The 21609-nt window shown below is 59.9% G+C and carries 15 protein-coding genes and 1 CRISPR repeat array; all 15 genes read right to left on the bottom strand.

The window, feature by feature from the left end; genetic code table 11:
- Nucleotides 1-344: 344 nt before the first annotated feature.
- The 15 genes from ACQK2L_RS08415 to ACQK2L_RS08345 all read right to left on the bottom strand — a co-directional run bounded on the left by ACQK2L_RS08415 (nt 345) and on the right by ACQK2L_RS08345 (nt 21473).
- Complete coding sequence (locus ACQK2L_RS08415) at nt 345-2222, bottom strand: hypothetical protein (RefSeq protein ID WP_425396499.1); 1878 nt, start codon at nt 2220-2222, stop codon at nt 345-347.
- A 550-nt stretch (nt 2223-2772) separates the two neighbouring features.
- The gene (locus tag ACQK2L_RS08410) at nt 2773-3642 is read right to left on the bottom strand and encodes a ParA family protein (RefSeq protein WP_425396498.1); all 870 of its coding nucleotides are present in this window, start codon (nt 3640-3642) and stop codon (nt 2773-2775) included.
- 487 nt (nt 3643-4129) lie between these two features.
- Nucleotides 4130-5789: a CRISPR direct-repeat array (repeat unit 31 nt; unit sequence GTTTCAATCCGCGCCCCCGTGAGGGGGCGAT).
- A gap of 211 nt (nt 5790-6000) precedes the next feature.
- Nucleotides 6001-6291, bottom strand: a complete 291-nt coding sequence (gene cas2 / locus ACQK2L_RS08405) for a CRISPR-associated endonuclease Cas2 (protein WP_425396497.1) — start codon at nt 6289-6291, stop codon at nt 6001-6003.
- A gap of 11 nt (nt 6292-6302) precedes the next feature.
- On the bottom strand, nt 6303-7166 hold the full coding sequence (gene cas1c / locus ACQK2L_RS08400) for a type I-C CRISPR-associated endonuclease Cas1c (RefSeq protein WP_425396496.1): 864 nt from the start codon (nt 7164-7166) through the stop codon (nt 6303-6305).
- A complete protein-coding gene (locus ACQK2L_RS08395; protein WP_425396495.1) occupies nt 7166-7474 on the bottom strand; it encodes a CRISPR-associated protein Cas4 in 309 nt (102 codons plus the stop codon). Before ACQK2L_RS08395 ends, cas1c begins: the two co-directional genes overlap by 1 nt.
- 4 nt (nt 7475-7478) lie before the next feature.
- On the bottom strand, nt 7479-7907 hold the full coding sequence (locus ACQK2L_RS08390) for a hypothetical protein (RefSeq protein WP_425396494.1): 429 nt from the start codon (nt 7905-7907) through the stop codon (nt 7479-7481).
- On the bottom strand, nt 7897-8172 hold the full coding sequence (locus ACQK2L_RS08385) for a hypothetical protein (RefSeq protein ID WP_425396493.1): 276 nt from the start codon (nt 8170-8172) through the stop codon (nt 7897-7899). Before ACQK2L_RS08385 ends, ACQK2L_RS08390 begins: the two co-directional genes overlap by 11 nt.
- Nucleotides 8159-9796 carry a DEAD/DEAH box helicase gene (locus ACQK2L_RS08380; protein ID WP_425396492.1) on the bottom strand — a complete coding sequence of 546 codons (1638 nt, stop codon included), beginning with the start codon at nt 9794-9796 and terminating at the stop codon, nt 8159-8161. Before ACQK2L_RS08380 ends, ACQK2L_RS08385 begins: the two co-directional genes overlap by 14 nt.
- Nucleotides 9797-10136: 340 nt before the next feature.
- Complete coding sequence (locus ACQK2L_RS08375) at nt 10137-11435, bottom strand: DUF1501 domain-containing protein (protein ID WP_425396491.1); 1299 nt, start codon at nt 11433-11435, stop codon at nt 10137-10139.
- 36 nt (nt 11436-11471) lie between these two features.
- Complete coding sequence (locus ACQK2L_RS08370; RefSeq protein ID WP_425396490.1) at nt 11472-13217, bottom strand: DUF1549 and DUF1553 domain-containing protein; 1746 nt, start codon at nt 13215-13217, stop codon at nt 11472-11474.
- A gap of 1 nt (nt 13218) precedes the next feature.
- On the bottom strand, nt 13219-16062 hold the full coding sequence (locus ACQK2L_RS08365) for a carboxypeptidase regulatory-like domain-containing protein (protein WP_425396489.1): 2844 nt from the start codon (nt 16060-16062) through the stop codon (nt 13219-13221).
- A gap of 54 nt (nt 16063-16116) precedes the next feature.
- Nucleotides 16117-16482 carry a BlaI/MecI/CopY family transcriptional regulator gene (locus ACQK2L_RS08360; protein ID WP_425396488.1) on the bottom strand — a complete coding sequence of 122 codons (366 nt, stop codon included), beginning with the start codon at nt 16480-16482 and terminating at the stop codon, nt 16117-16119.
- A 1489-nt stretch (nt 16483-17971) separates the two neighbouring features.
- Nucleotides 17972-19285, bottom strand: a complete 1314-nt coding sequence (locus ACQK2L_RS08355; RefSeq protein ID WP_425396487.1) for an MFS transporter — start codon at nt 19283-19285, stop codon at nt 17972-17974.
- Nucleotides 19286-19349: 64 nt separating this feature from the next.
- Nucleotides 19350-20108, bottom strand: coding sequence for an SDR family NAD(P)-dependent oxidoreductase (locus tag ACQK2L_RS08350; RefSeq protein ID WP_425396486.1), 759 nt, complete (start codon nt 20106-20108; stop codon nt 19350-19352).
- Nucleotides 20109-20285: 177 nt separating this feature from the next.
- Nucleotides 20286-21473 (bottom strand): DNA-binding transcriptional regulator, encoded by a 1188-nt coding sequence (locus ACQK2L_RS08345; protein ID WP_425396485.1) that lies wholly within the window; start codon nt 21471-21473, stop codon nt 20286-20288.
- Between the last annotated feature and the right edge of the window lie 136 nt (nt 21474-21609).

Genomic DNA, 21609 nt, shown 5'->3' with positions numbered 1-21609 from the left:
GACGAATTCGCGCGAACTAGTCTTCTCCAAACCATGAAGTCTCTGCTCTACATTTTGAGATCCTGCGTCATGCGCGCCTTGCTCAGCGTGAATCACGGCTTGGTTGCGGTCTCGGTCACGCTCCGACTGATATGGAAGTCGATGGCTCGACCGCAGGAGCGTTGCGTTCCAGTTCACCCCGCCGTAAACGACGGGGCTAGTCACCATAGGCGCATAAAGAAACCCCGGCGACTCCAAGGAGGGGGAAGTCGCCGGGGTTGGGGGTTACGTGGTCGTGGGGGCGACCACGTGGGGGAATCGCAGGCGAGCGGCGCGGCATGTGCCGCTCACCGGGGGTTGAACTCTTAGTACTTCCACTCCACACCGGTCTGCAAGCCGTGCAGCACGATCGAATCGTTCGAGTCGATGATGCCGACGTACTCGGGGCTCGACCAGTCGGTAGGGATCTGCTCGCCAGCGAGCGCGACGCCGGTGATACCGATCACGCGATAGGCGGCCGTCAAGCGGCAGTTGCAGCTAACCTGGTAGCCAACACCGGCACGCATCTCACCCAGGAACGAAACGTCCGTCTTGTCGGATCGCACCGCAACCGGGTTGCCGCTGTTCACCCAGGACACTTCGCCAGCACCGCCAGCCCATACACGCTGGAAGCTGCTGATGCGGTTGCCGTAGATGCCCATGTTCGAATCGCAGAACAGGGTTACCTTGCAACCAACCTGGTAGTTGATGTTGCCACCGAACTGAACACCGACCATCTCGTTGTCGACGTTGATGTCGTGGAAGATGCTATTGGGCATCGTGTCGGGGAACCCGCCAGGGTACGACGAAGGCATACCGGCGTCGGGAACCCATCCGCCGCCTGGGTCGCCACCCGGCGTGGTAAACGCATCGTACAACAAGTCTTCGTCCATCTTGAGGTACCGCACGCCACACAGAGCGTTCACGCTCAGTGGCGAGGGGCAGCAAGGGTTGCAACCTCCACCGCAACCAGCAACTGGGAAGCGAATGAAGTTCAGCTCCAGGTTCTGGGCACTGAAGTTCGAGCGCACCCGAACGGCCAGCAGTCGCACGTCATCAGCCGTGGTGGTCGGGTCTTGAACTGGCGAACCGTAGTCGATGTAGTCGTTCAGGGGACGATCGGCATAGGTACCGCCGCCGGAACCATCGAGGTCGTAGTTCAAACCAGCGTAGTTGATCAGGCCGTACATCCGGTCGGTGTCGCCGAGGATGTCAGTTGCCAGCGCCATCTGGCTGTCTTCCGCCAGGCCCCAGTAGACCACTTCCCAGGCACAGGGACGCTGACCACAGCAACCTCCGCAAGGATCGCAGTTACGCGGACGACCAAAGGTGCTGCCGAAGCGAACCTCGGCGCCCCACTGCCAGTCGGGCTCGATGTCGTCGGTCGACAGAATGATCGTGTCCTGCGTGGGGTAGTAAGGATAAGCAGCAGGCGTACCGTCGACGCTCGCGGCGAACTTGTGGTAGCTGGGGTTGTCACGCGTCATGAAAAGCCCGTACACGCCGAAGAACCACTGACGGGGGCAACCGCAGTCGGCGCCCAGCTTGCCGCCCAAGCCGCCAGCGTGGCAGCTTGCGCCGCCGAATCCGCCGTAGTCGCAGTCGGGGTAGCACGAGGTGCCGTTGCAGCCAGCGTACGAAGCGGCGGGAGCCTGCACGTAGCCTTCCCAGCTGCCGGTGCTCACCTGGTTGCAGTTACAGTCTCCAGCCGGCTGATCACCCGTCGTGGGGTAGCCGCCACCGTGCTGCACGGGAGCCGAGTGGGCTTCGGCCGTGGGCGCGGGGGGTGGAACCGACTCGGGTTGCTCCTGAGCCTCGTCCTTCATCGCGTAACGCTGACCAGGCGCGGGCGCCTGGTAGTTGGGCAGTTGGTACTGCGCTACGTGGTAGCTGGGCTGTTGCTGCACGGGCTGCGTTGCCTGAGGCTGCGTGTAGGCCGCGGCCGTCTGCCCTTGCGTGTAAGCCTGCGCCTGCGGGTAAGGCTGTTGCGCAGGCGGCGTGGTCACCGTGTAGGGACCCGTTTGCGGCTGCACAGGCGGCGCAGTCTGTTGATACTGACCGTACTGCTGTGGTGTTGAGTGCTGTGCGGTCTGAGGGTATGGCCACATGTTTTGGGCCGTTTGCGCTGTGGCGATCGAACCACCGGCCAACGCAAGCACGAATGCCCCCCAAGTGCGCAGACCTGTTAAACGAGAACGTATCATCCGAGCGACCTCCTAAACTCCGTTTTATAGGTTCGCGGCCCCACGCCGATGGCGCGGGTTCTGGTGTGCGGGTGCACGAGTCGCAATCAGACTTTCCATCACTTCCCTGGATGGCCCACCGGATCGACTTTACGGGTAGTCGAACCCCTAGGGGTCTGCGCGGCTCTTCCTAACACCATCCATCGTCCCTCCAAGCGCGCCGGTCGCGATAATCGCGCTAACCGGACGCAAAATGGACACCCGCAGGCCGATCAACCGCTACGCCGAGAAGACCTTCGGTAACGGACAGACTTTCCGTAGCCCGCAAAGTTTAACGCGAGTGATAGCAGCCCGGGCGCGAGAGGGGGTGCGCCGCTGTGTCATTTCGAAGGAGGCTAACCGACTGAGAAATCTACGTGGCCCGACCATCACGCCATGAAAATGCGCGAAAAGCTCGATCCGCCAACTGCCCTCAATCGCTCCATCCACGTAGTGCAAGCAAGATTCCTCGGTCGCGGAGCTCCCGTCGGAATGACTCCAGGATCGAGTCGTCACTTGGACTTACAGCACGCTACGCCGCGTCGCGGTGCTCGATCAGGCCCGGCTGCGTTTGCCGGGGCAGGCTCGCAGGCGACTCGACTAGCTTGCGGCCGGCGTAGTACGACAGCACCTCGCTGGTGAGGGCCTGGTAGTCTTGGGCGCCGGCTGAGGAGCCGTCGTAGCCGAAGATCGACTTGCCGAAGCTCGGGGCCTCGGCCAAGCGGATGTTCCGCCGGATGCGCGAACTGAACAGCCGCGCGTGCTCCCACACGGGACCTTCGGTCCGCAGGTGGTCGAAGTACTCCTCGACGTCGCCCGCCACCTCGTTCGCCAGCCGCGTGCCCGACTCGTACAAGCACAGCACCACGCCGGCCATTCGCAACCGACTGTTCAACCGGCTGGCCACCAGGCCGACCGTCTGCATCAGCTTGCTCAACCCGTGCAGCGCCAAAAAGTGCGGTTGCAGCGGCAAAAACACGTCTTCCACGGCCGCCAGGGCGTTGAGCGTCAGCAGTCCGAGCGACGGGGGGCAGTCGATAATCAAGTAGTCGAAGTCGTCGGACACCTTGGCCAGCTTGTCGCGCAAGATCGCTTCGCGCCCCACCACGCCAGCCAGTTCCACTTCTGCGGCCGCCAGGTCCAGGTGCGCGGCGGCCACTTTCAGACCGTTATCCACGCTGCGCCACATGCCGGAAAACTCGGCGTCGCCGGTCAGCAGGTGATAGGTCGTGTTCCGCGCGCTCCGCGGGTCGATGCCCAAGTGCAGCGTCGCGTGCGCCTGAGGATCGAGGTCCACCAGCGCCACGCGTTTCCCTTGCCGGGCGAGGCCGTCGCTCAGGTTCACAGCGGTGGTTGTCTTACCAACGCCACCTTTTTGATTGATGATGGCAATCGAGCGCATGGGGGCAATCCTTGGCCGGGCAAAAACGAAATAACAAAACACACAGGCGGCAGAGTGTATGAGAACGCCCGCGGTGCTCCCAGCCCAATTCGCAGCCAGTGCTAGCAGGCCATCGCGCCGCCCACGGGCCGCCCGTTCCGCTGGGGAGTTTTGTCCCCAAGTTGTGTCCGTAGCCGTAGTTCCCCGATTTTCATCCATTGGCCCAAAACCGGGGTTTTGTCCCCTACATCGATTCATTGGCCCAAAACCCAAAACGTTTTGGTCCCACCCAAGTGGTGAAACCCCTTGTTTTATTGACTAAACCATTCGGGGGGTGCGACAAACCCCCCCACATCACTTTGTGGGTGCTCAAGCCCTCACAATCGGAAAAACCCCTTGATTTGTAGTGGTTTTTCTTTGTTGCCCCCATAACACCGGGAGACGTTTGCTCGCGAATACACCTCGACCTACACCTCCAACCCGTTACACTGCCGTCGCGATCCCGATGGTTTCAATCCGCGCCCCCGTGAGGGGGCGATGTGATAACCGAGATCGACGGTTACACGCCGACTGGTTTCAATCCGCGCCCCCGTGAGGGGGCGATGCGCTCATGCGGTTAAACTCGCTGGCGATGTCTTTGTTTCAATCCGCGCCCCCGTGAGGGGGCGATGCCAGCCCAACGCGAGCAAGCGCTGTCGCCGTCGGTTTCAATCCGCGCCCCCGTGAGGGGGCGATGGGTGAGCGCTCACCCCCGAGCCACTTCAAAGTGTTTCAATCCGCGCCCCCGTGAGGGGGCGATGGTGACCACAGACCAGCTCGCCGGTCTGCTTGTTGTTTCAATCCGCGCCCCCGTGAGGGGGCGATAAGGTCAAGAGTACGCTGATCAAGCTGGGGGCGTTTCAATCCGCGCCCCCGTGAGGGGGCGATGGCGCTGCGAGACGTTCGCGGCAAGCTGGCGGAGTTTCAATCCGCGCCCCCGTGAGGGGGCGATAAGACGCCTTGCGAGCTGACAACTCGCCATGTCGAGTTTCAATCCGCGCCCCCGTGAGGGGGCGATGAGGCGCCCTGCGTTTTTTTATTGCCCCACGGAGAGTTTCAATCCGCGCCCCCGTGAGGGGGCGATGCAGTGCATGATGAGTTGAGGGCCGCCCGTGCTGTTTCAATCCGCGCCCCCGTGAGGGGGCGATGTTGAGCGGGATAGTGGCCAGCACCGTAGCGCCGTTTCAATCCGCGCCCCCGTGAGGGGGCGATCTCGGCTTGCGTTACGACGAATTCGATCTGGCTATGTTTCAATCCGCGCCCCCGTGAGGGGGCGATGCTGCCCGCCCTGACTCAGGCCGCGGCGGCAACGTTTCAATCCGCGCCCCCGTGAGGGGGCGATCTCGGTCCTGCAGTCCAGCCAGTTCGGCTTCGAGGTTTCAATCCGCGCCCCCGTGAGGGGGCGATGATGTCAGTCGCGATGCGACCATCTTGAGCCCGATGTTTCAATCCGCGCCCCCGTGAGGGGGCGATCTCGCGCTACCACCACCTCGAGATGCCGCAAGTGGTTTCAATCCGCGCCCCCGTGAGGGGGCGATCTCGCCATCGGTGGCGCCCTCGCGGTCCCACATGTTTCAATCCGCGCCCCCGTGAGGGGGCGATTGACCCACCCGTCATTTGACGAGGTGCCTATGTTTGTTTCAATCCGCGCCCCCGTGAGGGGGCGATCGCGTTCGGATCGTATTTGCCCGACAGCAGGGCCTTGTTTCAATCCGCGCCCCCGTGAGGGGGCGATCCCAAGCCGGGCGACTTGTCGGAGATACTGACGTTGTTTCAATCCGCGCCCCCGTGAGGGGGCGATGTCATCGCTTCTAGTAGTCCGCAGCGGTCGATTGCGTTTCAATCCGCGCCCCCGTGAGGGGGCGATTTATACGCAGATCGAAGGGCGAGCGCTCGCAGCGTTTCAATCCGCGCCCCCGTGAGGGGGCGATGTGGCGAACTCAGCCGCCCAGCGTTAACACAGTGTTTCAATCCGCGCCCCCGTGAGGGGGCGATGTGGCCCGGCAGTCTTGCGTGGCGGGCGACACGTTTGGTTTCAATCCGCGCCCCCGTGAGGGGGCGATATCCAGTTCGAGCACGTGTGATCTCCGCTGCATCCGTTTCAATCCGCGCCCCCGTGAGGGGGCGATACCGCCATCGTAACTGCTTGCCTGCACTGGAGTAAGAGCGTCGTTTTCGCGAACCGGCGAGTTGGCAAGAGTCGCTTGAGAAGGTCCGACATCAGGCAGATCCTAAGTCGCAGGGGAGACGGCAGTTACAGAATTCGCGAGCCTGTCAGGCGGGGTGCGCGCGCTTCGGGTTCGCGGTCTACTCTGGTCTTATCCAAATGCCCGTCAACTTTCAAGCAATCAACGGACCGTCCACGTCGTAGGTAGGCTTCGCGCCCACATGTTCCACGCGGCGTTTCCAGTTGCTGCCGAGATAGTAAAACCGCAGTGAGTCTACCGAATCGTCGATCGTTTCCAGGAGCCTAGACTTACAGGTAGTCCACTGAGCGGGATCGACTTTCATTTCAAAAACGGAATTCTGCACCCGCTGCCCGAAGTCGAGGCAGATCTTTGCTACTCGCGAGAGTCGCTTGCGGCCCGCAGGTGTTTTCGTGCTCACGTCGTAGGTTACCAGAACATACACTGCGCGATCTCTTACTTCCAGACGAACGGGGGATAGGCATCCAGGTCGCCGCGTAAGTGGCGGGCCAGGATCCTCGCTTGCAGGTGCGGCAGCAGGCCGACTGTCATGCGGTCGCCGGTAAACGGGTGCTTTATCTCCTCCTGTTTTCGCTCCTGCCAGGCTACCAGCACTCGCTTGCGAGTGGCGTCGTCCATTACCACGCCGCCCGTTTCTTGTGTTTGAAAGCCACTGGGCGAAACCTGACCTCGATTGATGAGACTGAACACCAGGCGGTCTGCCAAGTAGGGACGAAACTCCTCCATCAGGTCGAGCGCCAACCCCGGGCGGCCGGGGCGATCTCGATGCAGGTAGCCGACTGCAGCATCCCGCCCGGTTGCCTCGCAGGCCGACCGGACATCGTGCAACAAGAGCGAGTACACGAAGGACATGAGGGCGTTGATCGGATCGGTGGGAGGGCGGCGCGTTCGTTTGGTGAACTCAAACTCAACCGCGGGACGAGTCAACAAGTGTGGGAACGCGGCGAAGTACTGCGTGGCAGCTTCACCTTCCAGACCTCGCACGATATCAACAGAGCTCGCTTGGTTGATCTCGATCAATCGGCCAGCCAAACGCTTGGCCGCCGCGGCCAGGGTTTCTTTGCGCTCTTCCTGGCCTGCGTCGCGGGCCGCCCGGAGCAATACGGCTCGGCAGTTGACCACCTTGCCCAGGACAAACGCTCGCGCCAGGGCGAGCGTCTGTTGCGTGTCGTCTGCGCGACGATACTGTTCTCGACGCAGCAGGACATTGCCCGAGGTGTAACCGACGATCGAGGCAAGGAATCGGCCGTGCTCCGAGAGCATCGAGATCGACACCCCCGCGGCCGCTGCGGCAGCCATCAGCGCGGGGCTTGGCGCAGTGTCTTCGCGCGACCTTTCGATCCAGGTGGAGGCCGCCAAAGCACGATGTCGGCCACACCGAACAACCCAAGGCGATACGATCGCAACGGCAAACTCCGCGAGATCCGCTCCCCATCCCGCGTCTCGGGCTTACCTTCGTGAGCCTTCTTATGCAGCACCTGCCCCTCGGCCGTCCAGCGATTCTCCTCCCACATCCGCTCGAGATGAATCAGCGCACACTGGCGTTCGCAGAACAGCAAGTGCTGCAGGGCGGAGATCGGGAGTAGGTCGGACTCGGAGTAGAGCATGGTTCTAGATAACTCCACCACTTGCATCAAGAAACGCCCGAAGCCTCAATATTCCGGCCATTATGCCATCGAAGTCGGCGTCGTAGTCCTCCTTGCCGTCGCTCCATTTAAAAAGCTCGATGCGACCCTCGATTTGGGCTAGTCCGAGCTCTTCGATCCGCTCCGCCCATAGCTGCACGCTGCCTGATAGCAGGCGCCGGAATCCGATGGGTTTCCCCTCCACCAAATCTGCCTTAAGTTGTGCGTCCACCACAACGAGTCGCGTGTCACTCGTGATGACGCGTCCCGCTTCCTGCGCCGCCGGATAGTCATGCTCGGATTCCGCCTTCACGAGTTTTCTATGGCCGAGCCCGCCTTTCTCCATCAGTTCGCGACGCATTGCCTCCGTGACGACTTTCGCCGACGGACGCTTGTTCAACGCGTTAAGAGCCATCAGATCCCTCAGTACGGGCGCCGAGAGCTTGGCCGCTGGGTGTTGCGTAACGTTTCTTACCTACCAACTCGAAGTCGAAGACCTCTCCGCGACCACGTTCGCCATGTCGGTTGACGCGGCCTGCCGTCTGCAGCGTACTCGCTGCGGCGAAGCGTTCACGGAAGGCGGCCTGGAACGACAGGTCGACCCCCGCCTCAACGCAACTCGTCGCCACAAGCACCCAATCGTCGGCGTCGCTCGACAGCTTCTTTTCAACCCGCTTCAATGCTCGTCCACGATCGTGAGGTAAGTGCGGTCGAAAGGTGCAGGACTCTATCCGCACCCATCTCATCCCGAATTGCCCTCGTGACCACCGCCGTCGACTGCACCGTGTTAAGGATCACCAGCCGCGGACCGTGGGCATTCAGGACGTGCTGGATTAGTTCCGCCACCGTTAGCACTGAGCCGCCGCTCGTGGATGAGGCGAGTGTCGAGTAGCGAACTCGTTGCTGCTCGGCGGCCTGAGCGTCCTTCGCTTGGGGCGCGGGCATGAGTTCCCGCAACCGGCGCGGCTCGTCAACGATCTGTGGATCTTCCCAGAAGCGGGCGAGCGAACCACTGGCCATCACGATGCGGCAGTTCCATGACTCAGCCAACTCACGAATCCACTTCCAATTCTGTGGCCATAAGTGCGTTGGAAGCGCGGCATGCGCCTCATCCACAAAAACAGCGCTGCCCGGCACCGAATGTAGCTTTCGCAAGGTGGCGGGATTGGCGGCCGAGAGTGTCTCGAAAAAGCTTACCGCCGTCGTCAGTACGATCGGCGCACGCCACAGCACTGCGAGGTCACGATCCCGCTCGCAATGAAAGTCAGCCCGGTGATGGTGCTCTACCAGGACATCCTCGGTGCGCTCGCCAGGCAAGACCAATACCTCTCGAAGCGTCCGGGCTGTCTGCGTGAGGATGTTCGCATACGGGGCGACGATGATGAGCCGGCGTTGCTCAGGCGTCTGGAGCAGCGCCTGTCGCATCAGGTAAGCAACGACCGCGGTCGTCTTGCCGATGCCGACTGGTCCCTCGCACGCCACGAGTGGATCATCGAGTTCGCTCGCGAGGCACGCATCGAAGACGTCACGGCGGCGGCGGTTTCGCTCACACTCCTCAGGCGACTTGCCAGCGGGCAGACCGTGAACGTACGCCTTGAGTTGTTCAAGACGCTCTGCCCACCGTGGGGCTTCTGCTCCTTTGGAAAAGGCAATGCCGCTGTAGTGCTGAGCAGTATCGGCATGATCGGCATCGACGAGGCACGACAACGCCAGCCGCATCGTAAGCCCATGCGCCGCTTCCGAATCCGAAAGCGCGACAGGGGCTGGAGTCGAACTGTCCGACATGACGGAACGGTGCAGCGTGACATATTCATGAAGACGTTTGTCTGTTCGCTGCTCCTGCGCCATGTGTTTTTCACGGTCGACTTCGTCGTTGCGACGACCGCGGAGCTTTCGGCCGCGTCCACGGTACCCGAAGTGCCGCGTGTAGGCGGGCAGGCCGGGTGCGTGATGGGCACGGACAATCCACGCAGCAACCGGATGACTCGACGCCATCAAGTGGGCGACGCCCGCATCGATGTGATCGACGTAGTCATCCTCAGACATCTTGCTCACATCGCCTCGAAGGAGCGATTGAAAGGTCTTGTCAAGCTTGCCGAGATCATGCCACATTGCCGCTGCCGCTATTTCGTCTGTGAGCCACGGCGGCGGACTCGCGGCGTGACACAGCATCTCAGCCGAACGCGATGCCGTACCGCAACAGACGTTCTGAACATGGTCGACGTACGTCTGCACCGGAATGCCGTCGCGAGCCGAGTGGGCGAGCGGAGGATCGCCCTTCGTTACGCCGTCGCCTTGTCCCATTGCTTGATAAATACGCCTGAAATGCGTCTGAATACTTACCCACGTCATGCCACGCCCCGGCGATTCGCCCCCAGTCGGCTTCGGGCCGATCGGGCAAGGTGTGAGCATAGAAAAGACGGCGATCCACGATTCTCGTCCCCCTTACGTCGACAAGAGCGTCGACGCAGGACGTATTATCGCCTCATGATGACCCGACTGGCAACTCCCAGAAAGCACTGAGCACTGACCAGGCGGTGTCGCTTGCCACTGACGATGACGACAAGGCCTGCCTGAGAGTTGTGGACCCGTGTGCGTCAGAGGTGTGAGTGGCACAACCGTGTTCTCGGCGGGCAGCGGTAGGCTAGGCAACAATCCCATCGATTACCTGTCCGTGCTCGAAAAGTCTCACCGGGCGGCCGGATGTGGTGTGAAGAGTGTACTCAGGTGGGAAGCCAAACTGCGAAAGCAGGGTTGCAGCCAAGTCGTCGGGAGAGCAAGCATCGGAGACTGGATCGAGGCCGTGGGCATCGGTGCTGCCATGAACGACACCCGATTTCAAACCGCCACCGGCGAGCAGGTAGCTCATCGCCCTGGCCCAGTGATCACGTCCGGCGGAGCGGTTGACGTGGGGAGTTCGACCAAACTCTCCACCGCACACGACGAGCGTTTCGTCGAGCATTCCTCGCTGCCGAAGATCGACAATCAGCGCGGCAAGCGCCTGATCCAGTGGCGGGAGCAGCCCACGCAGCGCGCTGAAGTTCTCAGTGTGAGTATCCCACCCGGTGGTGCTTACGGTGACGAACCGCGCACCGGCCTCGATCAATCGCCGGGCAACGAGCGTTGAGCGTCCTACATTACTTTCGCCGTAGTCCTGGCGGACCGCTTCGGGTTCCTGCTGCAGATCGAAGGCCTTGCCAATCCGGTCGGACGCCAGAATGTCGTAGGCTTGTTGCTGGAAATCGGATAGTGTCGAAACGATGTCCGCTTCGTGGTGGCTGCGGACGAATCCCGCATCGAATACCTCGCGCAGTCGCTGTCGCTGCTTAAATCGTTCGGCAGACATCGAATCCGGCAGTACCACGCCATGCATGGCGGTTGGATCAGGTCGTCGTCCTACGGCCATGCGAAAGGGATCATGCTGAGCACCCAAGAAACCGGCGCCGCTATATGCCGCGTCGCCCAAACAGAAATACGGAGGCATCCCTACCGATGGCGGAAGCAAGCTGGCCAACACGGAACCCACCGACGGAAACTCGAGCGAGGCGTTCGGCTTGTTACCAGTCATCAGGTACTGCGAACCGGGATCATGGTCCGGCGCGTTGTGATGCAGTGATCGCACGACCGTGCAATGGTCGAGCACTCCCGCCGTTTTGCGCATCTGCTCGCCGAACTGGACTCCGGGAACGCTGGTCGCAATCGAGCGAAACTCACCTCGCACCTCGCTCGGCGCGTCCGGCTTCGGGTCCCACATGTCGATAGTCGCGGGTCCGCCGTCGAGCCAGATAAAGATCATCGATTTCGCGCGAGCCCTGTGTTTGGGCAGGTGCGACTCGGCGCGCAAGAAGTCGGCCAGGCCAAGCCCCAAGAGACCGCTGAACCCGACCTTCAAGAAGCCACGACGGGAGGAACCTCGTCCAACAAGTCTTCGAGCTGGTGGCATCGGGTGCGAGCCTTTCACGCCTGGTGGCAGTGCGAGTTAATGAATAGTGAGGAACTCTTGCGTATTCAACAGGCCCCAGAGAATGTCTTCAAACTTCTCGCCACGGTTGCCTACCGCGCAGGCGTCCAACGCTGCGGTGCGTTCGCTATCGGTAGGCCAGCGCGAAACGGTTCGCAGGAACAGCTCGTCGACGAGTTCCGCATCGGATAGTTCGCTGGCGAGTAGTTGCTGCAAGTGGCCGCCGGAGATGTCGGTGAGCAGTTGTGGATCACTCATCAACACGAGCGTCTGCCTGATCGTGGGATGACCTTTCGGCGTACAATCGCAGGTTTCGGTTCTACCCGTCTGGCCAAACAGCCTAAGAAAACGGTCCCACCGGCTATTGGGCAAGCGACTCGATCCAAGTTCGACTGCCTTCAGTCCTCCGAGTTTGTCGATACCGTAATCGCGATCGATGCCGGTGGCTCCATGCCACATATCGACCACCACCGCTGGCGAGGGGATACGAACCCGCGCCCGCGCGAGGTAGTCGCTGTTGGCACTGTCGGCGTCTTGCGCTCGCGACGATAGCTGCCAGGTTCGCGAGGTAAGCACCATGCGTTCGAGTTGACGGATATCGTATCCGCTGGCTACGAAGCGGGTGGCCAATTCATCGAGCAAACGTGAGTGCGCACCGCCGGCGCCCACCGAGTGACCGTCGAGGGGGGCAACCAGCCCGCGACCGAAATAGTGATCCCACACCCGATTGACGAAATTGCGCGCGAAGAACTCGTTCTCAGGATGAGTGAGCCAATCGGCAAACTCAATACGTGGGTCTGTCGCTCCTTCGTCCAGCGGCGGACCTCCCAACGGTGTGGCCTCCACGTCGGCAAACGACGATTCCACATCGGCCAGGTAGACCTCCGTCAATCGAGGTAGTGCAGGAGGAGCAGCGTCGCCGGCCGCCAGCGCTTCGCGTCGCTGCTGAATCCGCTTGGCCACTTCACGGCGGAGTTCGGGCGACATGCCGTACCGCACTCGCTCGAAGATCCGTGAGAATCCGCGGTAGTCCTCTTGAGTCCACTGATCGAACGGGTGGTCGTGGCAGCGGGCGCAGTTGATGCGTACACCCATGAACCGCGAGGCAATGCGTTCTGCGACTTCCCGCGTTGGGTACTTGTCCTCGACATCGCTGCGACGCCAGAACAAGTCGAGGCTCGCGCGATCGGCGTACGATGTTGGCGTTCCTTCACGGGCTGCCAAAGTGATGGCTGCTTGCTCGTCGATCCAATCCGACACAGACGATTCGCCACGGCTGGTCGCGGTGACAATCGCTCGCACCAACTCGTCGTACGGCTGGTTCTGCGCAAACCGAACCCGCAACCACTCGTGCCACATCTGCGCGAGATCGATCTTCTCGTCATCCGCGCCCGCGAGTGTTTCGCTACTGCTACCAGTCAACTCGCAGAATTCAGTCGCCCACACCGCTGCATGTAAATCGTGACGGAGCAGTTCGTCAATCTTGCGATCTCGCTTGTCGGGATGTGAGTCGGCAACGAAAGCGCGCACCTCTGCCGGTGTCGGAAGCTGGCCAATCGTGGTGAGCGACAGACGACGCAGGAACTCCGTGTCGGTCGACTGCTCGGACGGTGGGATATCGTGTTTCTGCAAACTAGCAAAGACAAACTCATCGATCGGATTCCCCGAATCCGCATCGTCATTGCGCGCTATGTCCGCATGCACACAGCGACTGACTAGCGAGATCGCCACCACCCAAACGAAGATGATCAATGAGCGGCGCATTTCAACCTTCTTCGGCGGGAGCGTCGGCGATAGGAGTAAGTGTGAATTCGATCTCGCGCTCCTCGCCTTCTTCGAGCGACAGCTCTTGGGCGGTTGTCTCGTAGCCCTCTTTCTTGATCGTGACCGAGATGGTTTCGTCCGGCAGCAACTGCGACGAACGATGCCGTCCGTCGCCCTGAGCCTCGAAGCTCACTTGGCTACCGGTGGTGTACATGGTCATTTCCTCCCCTTCTCCCGCTTCCTGCACATAGGTGACAATCGGCGTTACATCCGACACGACGTCTCCCTCGGAGTTCACCGCCTTGACCAGCAGAATAGGAGCGACGTATCGAACCACTTCGAAGCCGTGGATGTCGTCCTCAACGGTGCCCAGTCGTACGTCCCTGCCACGCTGCAACGGTTCATCGGACGATTTTCGCCAGCGTAATGCACTGTGCTCGTTGGTGATGAGGTCGAGTTTCGTTTCCGTCAATCCGTGCGGCAGCTTGGCGGTGAACTTGCCGTCTTTGCCTGGCGTCGAGCTTCGCGTGAAGTAGAAGTCACCATCCAGTCGCCCAAACAGCATCACCTCGTGACCCGATCGCGGTTTGCCACTGCTGTCGAGGTAGGTCCCGTGCACTTCGACATGCGGCACCGCTCGCACAATGAGATTTTTCGGCTCGGAATCGACAATGGTGAAATTCTGCCGGAGAAACACCTGCTCGAGCGGTGGTGGGTCATAGCTGTCGCTGTTAGGTCGAACCTGCAGCGTGTAGTCGCCATCGGGAAGCGATGCCAGTTCAAACTCGCCCGTCTCACTCGAAACGGTGGTCCGACCGATATGGTTGGCGACCGCGTTACTATTCAAGTACTCATCCACTTCTTCACCATCGCCCTTGCGACGCACCTCGATCTTCACGTCTGGGACCGGCTCGCCATTAACGTCGAGCACCTTTCCAGCAACGTCCGCGCCCTTTGCCAACTTCAAAGTTCCCCAGTCGCCTCGGCGATCTCGAATCCGATGGGCCTGCGGTTCGTATTCCTCCGCTGTGATCCACAGCACGCCATCGCCTGGCGTTGGTGGGACGATGCGAAAGTAGCCGGATGCATCCGTTTGGGTTTTTCCGAAAGAGCCTCTTGGAAAGCTCTTCGACGATTCGGACGCGGCGTACATTAAGATTTCCACGCCTTCGACGGGTTCACCATCGGGCGACACGACGGTTGCTTCGATCGCCTCGCCGGGCCACAGTTTGATCTGCGTATAAAATGGCAACTCGCCCAGTTCCAAGTTCCTGCGAATCATGCCGTGCGAATACCCTGATCGGCCCTTTGCGGCAAAGTCGGGATGGTGCGCCTCGACCTCGATATATAGGCTGCTCTCCTTGACCTGCTCAGGTGGCAGCTCGAAACTATACATGCCGATCGGGTTCGACTTGTGTTTCGTAACCTCCAGGGTGGTCCATCCCCCGGTCTTCGGATCGCGGCTCAGTTTGTGGTGGACGCTGACGGTTGCGCCCGAGATAGGCTTTTCGGTGACCGCGTCGGTGACAAAACCGATGTAGGTGATGCTGCCATCCTCCTTTTTCTTCATCGTGCCCTTGAGCCACTCCGCGATTTGCGGCTTGGCGATGTCGACTGCTTCGCTGACCATCGGCCAGAAGTCGGGCACTTCGATGTCGGCAGCTGGGGCAGCGTCTGGTTCGGCTGCTGACTCGGTTGCCTCAATGGATTCCGAATTGCCTCCTGCCTTATCCGTGCCAACTGGTTCTGCTTCGAGTCTCACCCCCGAAGTCACAAAGCACAGCGCGATAGCAGCGAAGGCGATCGCAACACTACGCCATGCAGGACAGAGCATTCTGGTAGCCTCCTTGGCCTGCAGAAGCGATTCAACGCGATTCCTGAGCGCCGATCGGCTGTCGGTTACCCCCAGGGCCAGCTGCGGGCGCGGAGTGGCCTGGCGGCGGGCGAGTTGCACCAGGAAGGCAGCGTAGTCGGCCGGATGCTCTGCTTCGCCGGATGCCTCCGCGTCGGCCAGGCGATCCATGCAAAGCAGCAATTGGCGTCGCAGGAGCCAAAATAGTGGGTGGTAGTACAAGAACAGTTGGAGGCAAGTCGCCAGCGACCACGTCCGCGCATCACCACGACGCACATGCGCCCATTCGTGAGCCAGGCAGTAGTTCAACGTTCTCGAGTCGTCGCCGGCGATCTCCCGCTGCGGCAAAGCAATCACCGGCCGCCACGTTCCCCAAGTGATGGGCGAAACTATCCGATCGCTGCTGCGTAAGCGCACACCATTGCCGGCCTCGCCAGCGATCAGGTCAAACTCTTGCCGAGTCGCTACCGACACATCATCAGAACCACGATACAGCAGGTGCAACTGGATGCGAGTGACGACCGTCCGCGCGATGCGGACGAAGCAGCCCACGAGATAGACGAAGACAACCGACGCAACGGCCCACCAGCGATAGTCTATCGCGGGGGCTGCTTGAACGGTCGGGCGCAACGCTTCACGCTGCGCAGCAACCTCTATGCTCGGCTGACTGATTGCTGGTAGTACCGGCGTCTGCAGATCCACCTCCGATAGCTTCTCCCTGACGGCGTCGTTCGCCACAGGCGTTGCATCGGCCACGGAAACGCGTGAGACTGTTTCGGGCTCGGTTGCTGGTATCGAGATCGCAAACTTCCATGTCGCCGGCGCGGCGGTGAGCACCAACGAAGCCAGCACCGTTGCCATCGTCCACTGAAGTACGCGAAGTCGATCGACGGGCTGCCGACAGGCCCAAGCGACTGCACATCCGATTGACAGCAGCACAGTGCCAACCACACAGCAGTGGACGATCCACGTAAAAATTGCAGACACGAGCATAGCAATGACCTCCCCTGAGGATACACTTGGTCGTCATTTGGTTGCCAACGAGTCTCACTTGCGGCGCTGGCTCTTGCGAGCCTTTTTGATCAACTCCTCCAGCTCATCCAGCGTTTCGGGTTTGATCTTCTCCGCGGCAAGCATGCTTAACACGAGCTGGTCCAACGAACCGTCAAAGACTTGCTTTAAAAAACGAGACGACTCCTGCTCACGGGAATACAAGGGCTGGTAGATCATCGTCCGCCCCTCTCGACGATGCGAAACCAAACCCTTGCGATCCATGATTCGCAGCTGCGTTTGAACGGTATTGAAGTGAATGCGACCGTCGGGCGACATTCGCTCCAACACTTCGCGCACGCTCCCTTCCCCTATTTCCCAGAGGACTTTTAGAATTTCAATCTCTCGGTCGGTGGGGTTCATGATGCTTGGTTCTCGTTGGGTGAAGCCTAACCTAATAGTTTAGGTGAAGGCTGTCAAGCATATTCTTCCTTGGCGTTCGGCAATTGCGATTCACGCGGTCAGATCTAGTCTGCCTCGGCCGTAAACGCCGGTGCTATTTCAAGATGACTCCTGGCGGCCGAACTTAGACCCACCCCGACCCTGAACACGCGGCACCCTCCCCACTGAGACACCTCAGACAAACCAGAAACAGCAAACTAAACCCCAGCAGCACGAGAAGCCATCGAATACGTCGACCGATACGATAAGAAGAAGGTAGTTCTGATCGGCGGCGGGGAGCTTACCCGCCTGATGATCGACTACCAGGTTGGCGTGGCTTCGAGCAGTACCTACACGCTGGTCGATATCTCGCAGGATGTCTTTGATGAGGATGATTGAAGGATGCTGTGATAGAATGCATGCACCGCCGCTTAATCACTGTTGATGGTCAAAATCTCGCTCTAAAGATTCAATACGATCGACATTCGTTTGTCGGGTCAAGACTAGTTCTTTATCGAATCGCTTGGAGGATTCATATCGTTGGGCAGCGGCCGCCTCAACTGTGAGCTGTAGCTCTCTGCGATAGTGCTCATCCCGCAGCTGTTCCCGCTCCCTGCGCTCGTCTTCGATGTGCCTCCCAGTCCCGTAAGGTGCTGCTGAAGCTCCGCATACTGTCGACGCGACTTTTCACCCTGGCGCTCGAGCGCCGCGCTCAGTTGTCGACCTTGTTTCTCTAGTGCCCTCTGAAACTCGTCCCCTTGCTTGGCAATAGATTCGGCCAATAAATCTATCTGTCGTTACATGCGACTTTTTACCTTGTTCGAGGGCCACTAGTCGCGCCTCGGGAAAACGCTGAGGAGCACTTCTTCCATGTTGATGGTGATTTGACATACTTATCGACTAAGGGTCTAAGTATCGAACCAGAAGAAAATGGGCGGCCCTAAGTAAAATGGGGCCACCTTACCTTCGGGAACTAACTTCCACTTCTCTAAAATGATACTGGCTGTAGGTATAACGCCTTGATTCGGTGAAGATACCTTGGCACCATTTGCCTCAGAGGCTAAAGTTGACGTCGCGCCGGCTCTCTTAGTGAACTTCTCGGCTACTTTAAGAGCGATTCGATCCGCTAATGCTTCTGCTTGTTGCGATGCTCGTAGCAGTGGCGATCTCGCCTGCGTTTCCTGATAGCTAAAGTAAGGCGTTGCACAAGGGGAGACTGGCACACCAAATGGAATAGCTAACGGAGTGCTGACCAGGAGCCGCCGACCATGGAGGTCCGTGTCGCATCGCACTGGCGTTCAGCAAATTCAAACGTTGTCTACGAGACGGTGCGAAGCGAACCCAAGAGACGCTCGTTGAACTCTGCGGCAAAGTGCTCGAACTATTCAGCGAAACGGAGATGCGAAACTACTTCCGCCACTGCGGATACCGCTACGCTTAGGTGTAGTGTGATCTCTTTCATGTCACCTGGTTAGCTAGGACCTCCCTCTCTCAACAGATCTTTATCAAAGGTCACGTATCTAGCAATCAATATGACCACGGCCGATGCAACGTACACCGCGGCGAGGGCCGCGATGCCGGTGCCGAGGCCAATGTCTTGCTCGATCATGCCTAAGAGAAGTGGAGAGACCGAACCAACGACGAAGGCAATGGACAGCATGACGCCGGTGGCGGTCGAGTGGTAACGCGGGTGGATGACGTCGAACAGAGCGGCGAACAGGTTGGAGTCGTAGACACCGCGGAAGAAACCAAACCCCAGGAGTCCCAAGCACATTAGCCAGTAGGTATCGGCGGCTCCCATGAGCCAAATGAACGGAGCACCGAAGAGCAATCCAATGAATTCCACATCCAGTCTGGCGCCCTTTCTACGAAGGACGAGTCGGTCAGCTATGCGCGCTCCGATGAGCACTCCGGCGTAAGCAGTGATATGATGATAGAACATGGCGGTAAAGCTCGCCTCGGACAACGACAGATCGAAGCTTTCAAACAAATACGTTGGCATCCAGGTGACGAACCCAACATGGACGAAGATCATTCCGCCAAAGGCAAGCGAAAGCAGATAGAGCGTGGGAGTGGAGAGTGCATGGCGCAAGGCGGTACGGCTTGTCTCCACCTGGGCGTCGGGAGAGACAGCGGGCGCTGGTCGCCGATCGTTCTTCAAACGTAGTAGCAACAGCGCCGACCAGGCAATGCCGGCGATGCCGAAAACATAGAACGCGGTGCGCCAGCCGTAGTGCTCGCCGATCCAGGCAGCCAACCATCCGCCGATCACAATGCCCGTGTAGTTGGCCGTTTGATGAATAGCCATCGCTTGCGCGCGACTGCGGTGATGGTACTGACCGATCAACGAGTTGGCAGCGGGATAATAGAACGCTTCGCCAGCGCCAGTGGCCAGGCTGCGGAAGATGATCAGCATCCCCAGTCCCATGGCGCTGCCCGTAAGGAGCGTTCCGGTGCTGAAGATGAATAGGCTGGCGAAGACGACCCAACGCTTTTGAATAAGGTCGCCGGCGAGTCCCGCCACGGGAACGAGCAGCCCATAAATGATGGTGAAAACAGTGACCACCAGCCCGAGTTGGGCGCTGGTAAGGCCGAGGTCGTCGCGAATCAACGGCATCACCGCGCCGTAGGCTTGCCGATCCCCTTGGTTCAAGAAGAATGCAAACCACAACAGGGCGATCAGTTCCCAGCGGTAGAAGGAACCTCCCTCCGTTGGAGTTATCGCTTCTGGCTGACCGTCCGTATCGCTGGCGACCCGCTCGGTATCCTCATATGCGTGGCTCACTAGAAATCACCGCCAGGTATTGAAAAGTCTGAATTGAATCGGCCGCTTTGGTATTCGCCGAAGGCTAGAGGCTCAATCCGCCATCGACGAAAAGGGAGGTTCCATTAACGTACGCACCTTCCTCGGAAACAAGGTAACTAACCGCGTGGGCAATCTCATCGGCATCTCCGATGCGGCGAGCGGGGATGCGGGCGACGACTTGCGCTTCGTAGTCGGCGTCCTGCAGCACCTCGCGATTCATGTCCGTGCGAATGGCTCCCGGCGTGACGTTGTTGACCGTAATGCCACTCGGACCCAACTCGCGCGCCAGTTCGCGGGTCATCATGAGCATCCCGCCCTTGCTCATACTGTAGGGCGCACTAGAACCGGTGGGCGTTGTTTCATGCACCGAGGAGATGTTGACAATGCGACCCCACTGCTGGCTCTTCATGGCAGCGATGGCACGCTGCGCACAGAAGTAAGCGCCCTTCAAGTTCGTATCGAGGATCGCGTCGTAGGCGGCCTCGGTAAACTCTTCGGTGCCGTGCTGGATTACGATGCCGGCGTTGTTGATAAGGACACTTGCGCAGCCCCAATCGCTCTCAATCTCGTCGAACATCGCATGGATCTGCTTCACCTGCCGCACGTCCGCCTGATAGGCCTTGGCGGTGAGTCCTTGCGCTCGCAGTTCGTCGCAGACTTGATTGGCTTGCTCCGCACTATGGGCGTAGTTCACCGCCACGCGACATCCATCCCCGGCGAGCCGGCGGGCAATCGCGGACCCAATTCCGCGGCCTCCGCCGGTGACCAGGGCAACGCGAGACTTCGTAGCGGATTCACTCATAACGGGCGTTGGCGCAAGTGGTGTCGGGCGGCTTTCGCAAACTTAATCGCGCGGGAGTCGCCGAAGGCGTGTGTTGATAAGGTGCGGTCAATTCTAAGCAAAACCAGTCCCCACCAACAGGAGGAAGTGCTGCACAAGGCAACATAAAAGATATACTTTCGAGCAGTTGCACGACGCTCAGCCCGGCGCGCGCGCTTCCTGGCGGAACTCTCGTGGAGTCTTTCCCGTCGTGTTCTTGAAAGCGCGGACCAGGTACTCCGGATAGTGGAACCCCGTCTTGTAGGCGATCTCTTTGATCGGTGCATCGGTCGTGATCAGCAGTTCGCGGACGCGTTCCAGGCGGACGCGGCGGATCTCTTCGTGGACGGAGCGGTTGATGGCATTCCGCAGCAGGGTATTGAGGCCGGTGCGCGACATGTGCACGTGCTTCATCACGTCGGTGACGCCGATCTCGCGAAATGCATGCTCTCGAATGAACCGAATGGCAGAGGCCGCACGAGGATCGGACACCGCCAGGATGTCGCTGGACAACCGCGGTACGACCCCAGCGGGATCGATATGAATCTGTTTGTTTTGCTTTCTCGACTTACCACGCATCAACCCATCCAACACCTTTGCCCCCTCGTAGCCAATATGTTCGGAGTTCAGCGCCACGCTCGAGAGCGAGGGCGTGGCCAATTGGCACAGGCATTCGTCATTGCCCACAGCCACGACCGCTACCTCTTCGGGAACGGCAACGTCCGCTCGGCGCGCGGCGTCAAGCAAGCGGACGCCGTAGTCGTCGGTGCAAGCCATCACGCCAACCGGCTTGGGTAGCTCCGACAGCCATTGCGCCAGCGTATCGTGCTCGCGTTCCCAACTGCTGGCCGTGTGATAACGGCGGCGCGTGCGACTGCGAAACCGCAACAACGGAATGTCATCGTTTTCGCACTCCGCAGCCAGGTACTGCGCGCGGCGCTTCATGGCTCCTGCAGCGCTATCCGGCATTCCATAGTAGCCGATGTGCCGGAAGCCACGCTGCCGAAAGTGCTCGTACACATTCCGCGATACCAATTGGTCGTTCGGTCCGATCACGGGGATGTTGCCCACTTCCACCACCCGTCGAAAGTCGACCACTGGCACTTTGCAGGCGCGAACCTCTTGCAACATTTTCTCGTTCTCGATGCGGGCGAGGATTCCATCGCCGGACCAGTCCTTCAACCAGTGGGGCACAGGATCGTCCAAGCCGCGGGGCGTGAAGTACAACGCCCAGTCGCCCTGCTCTCTGGCGTAGCGCGAGATGCCGGTTACCAACCCGCGAGCGTAGGAACGCGTCGTCTCGACCAGTACGGCGACTTTCTTCAGCTTGCGCTTAACCTGCGGCATATGGCATCTTTTCGGTTGCAAACGGAACGAAAAAGCGAACTGACGCGAGTGGTCAGTAGTATAAGTTATTTGTTCCATTGTACACAACAATTGTGTGTGCCTGGAGCTTTGGTTCCGGCATAATGCCTTGGAGCGT

The organism is Aeoliella sp., assembly GCF_965227375.1.
In the GTDB taxonomy this organism is placed as follows: Bacteria; Planctomycetota; Planctomycetia; order Pirellulales; family Lacipirellulaceae; genus Aeoliella.
This window is presented reverse-complemented; position numbering and strand designations above follow the sequence as displayed.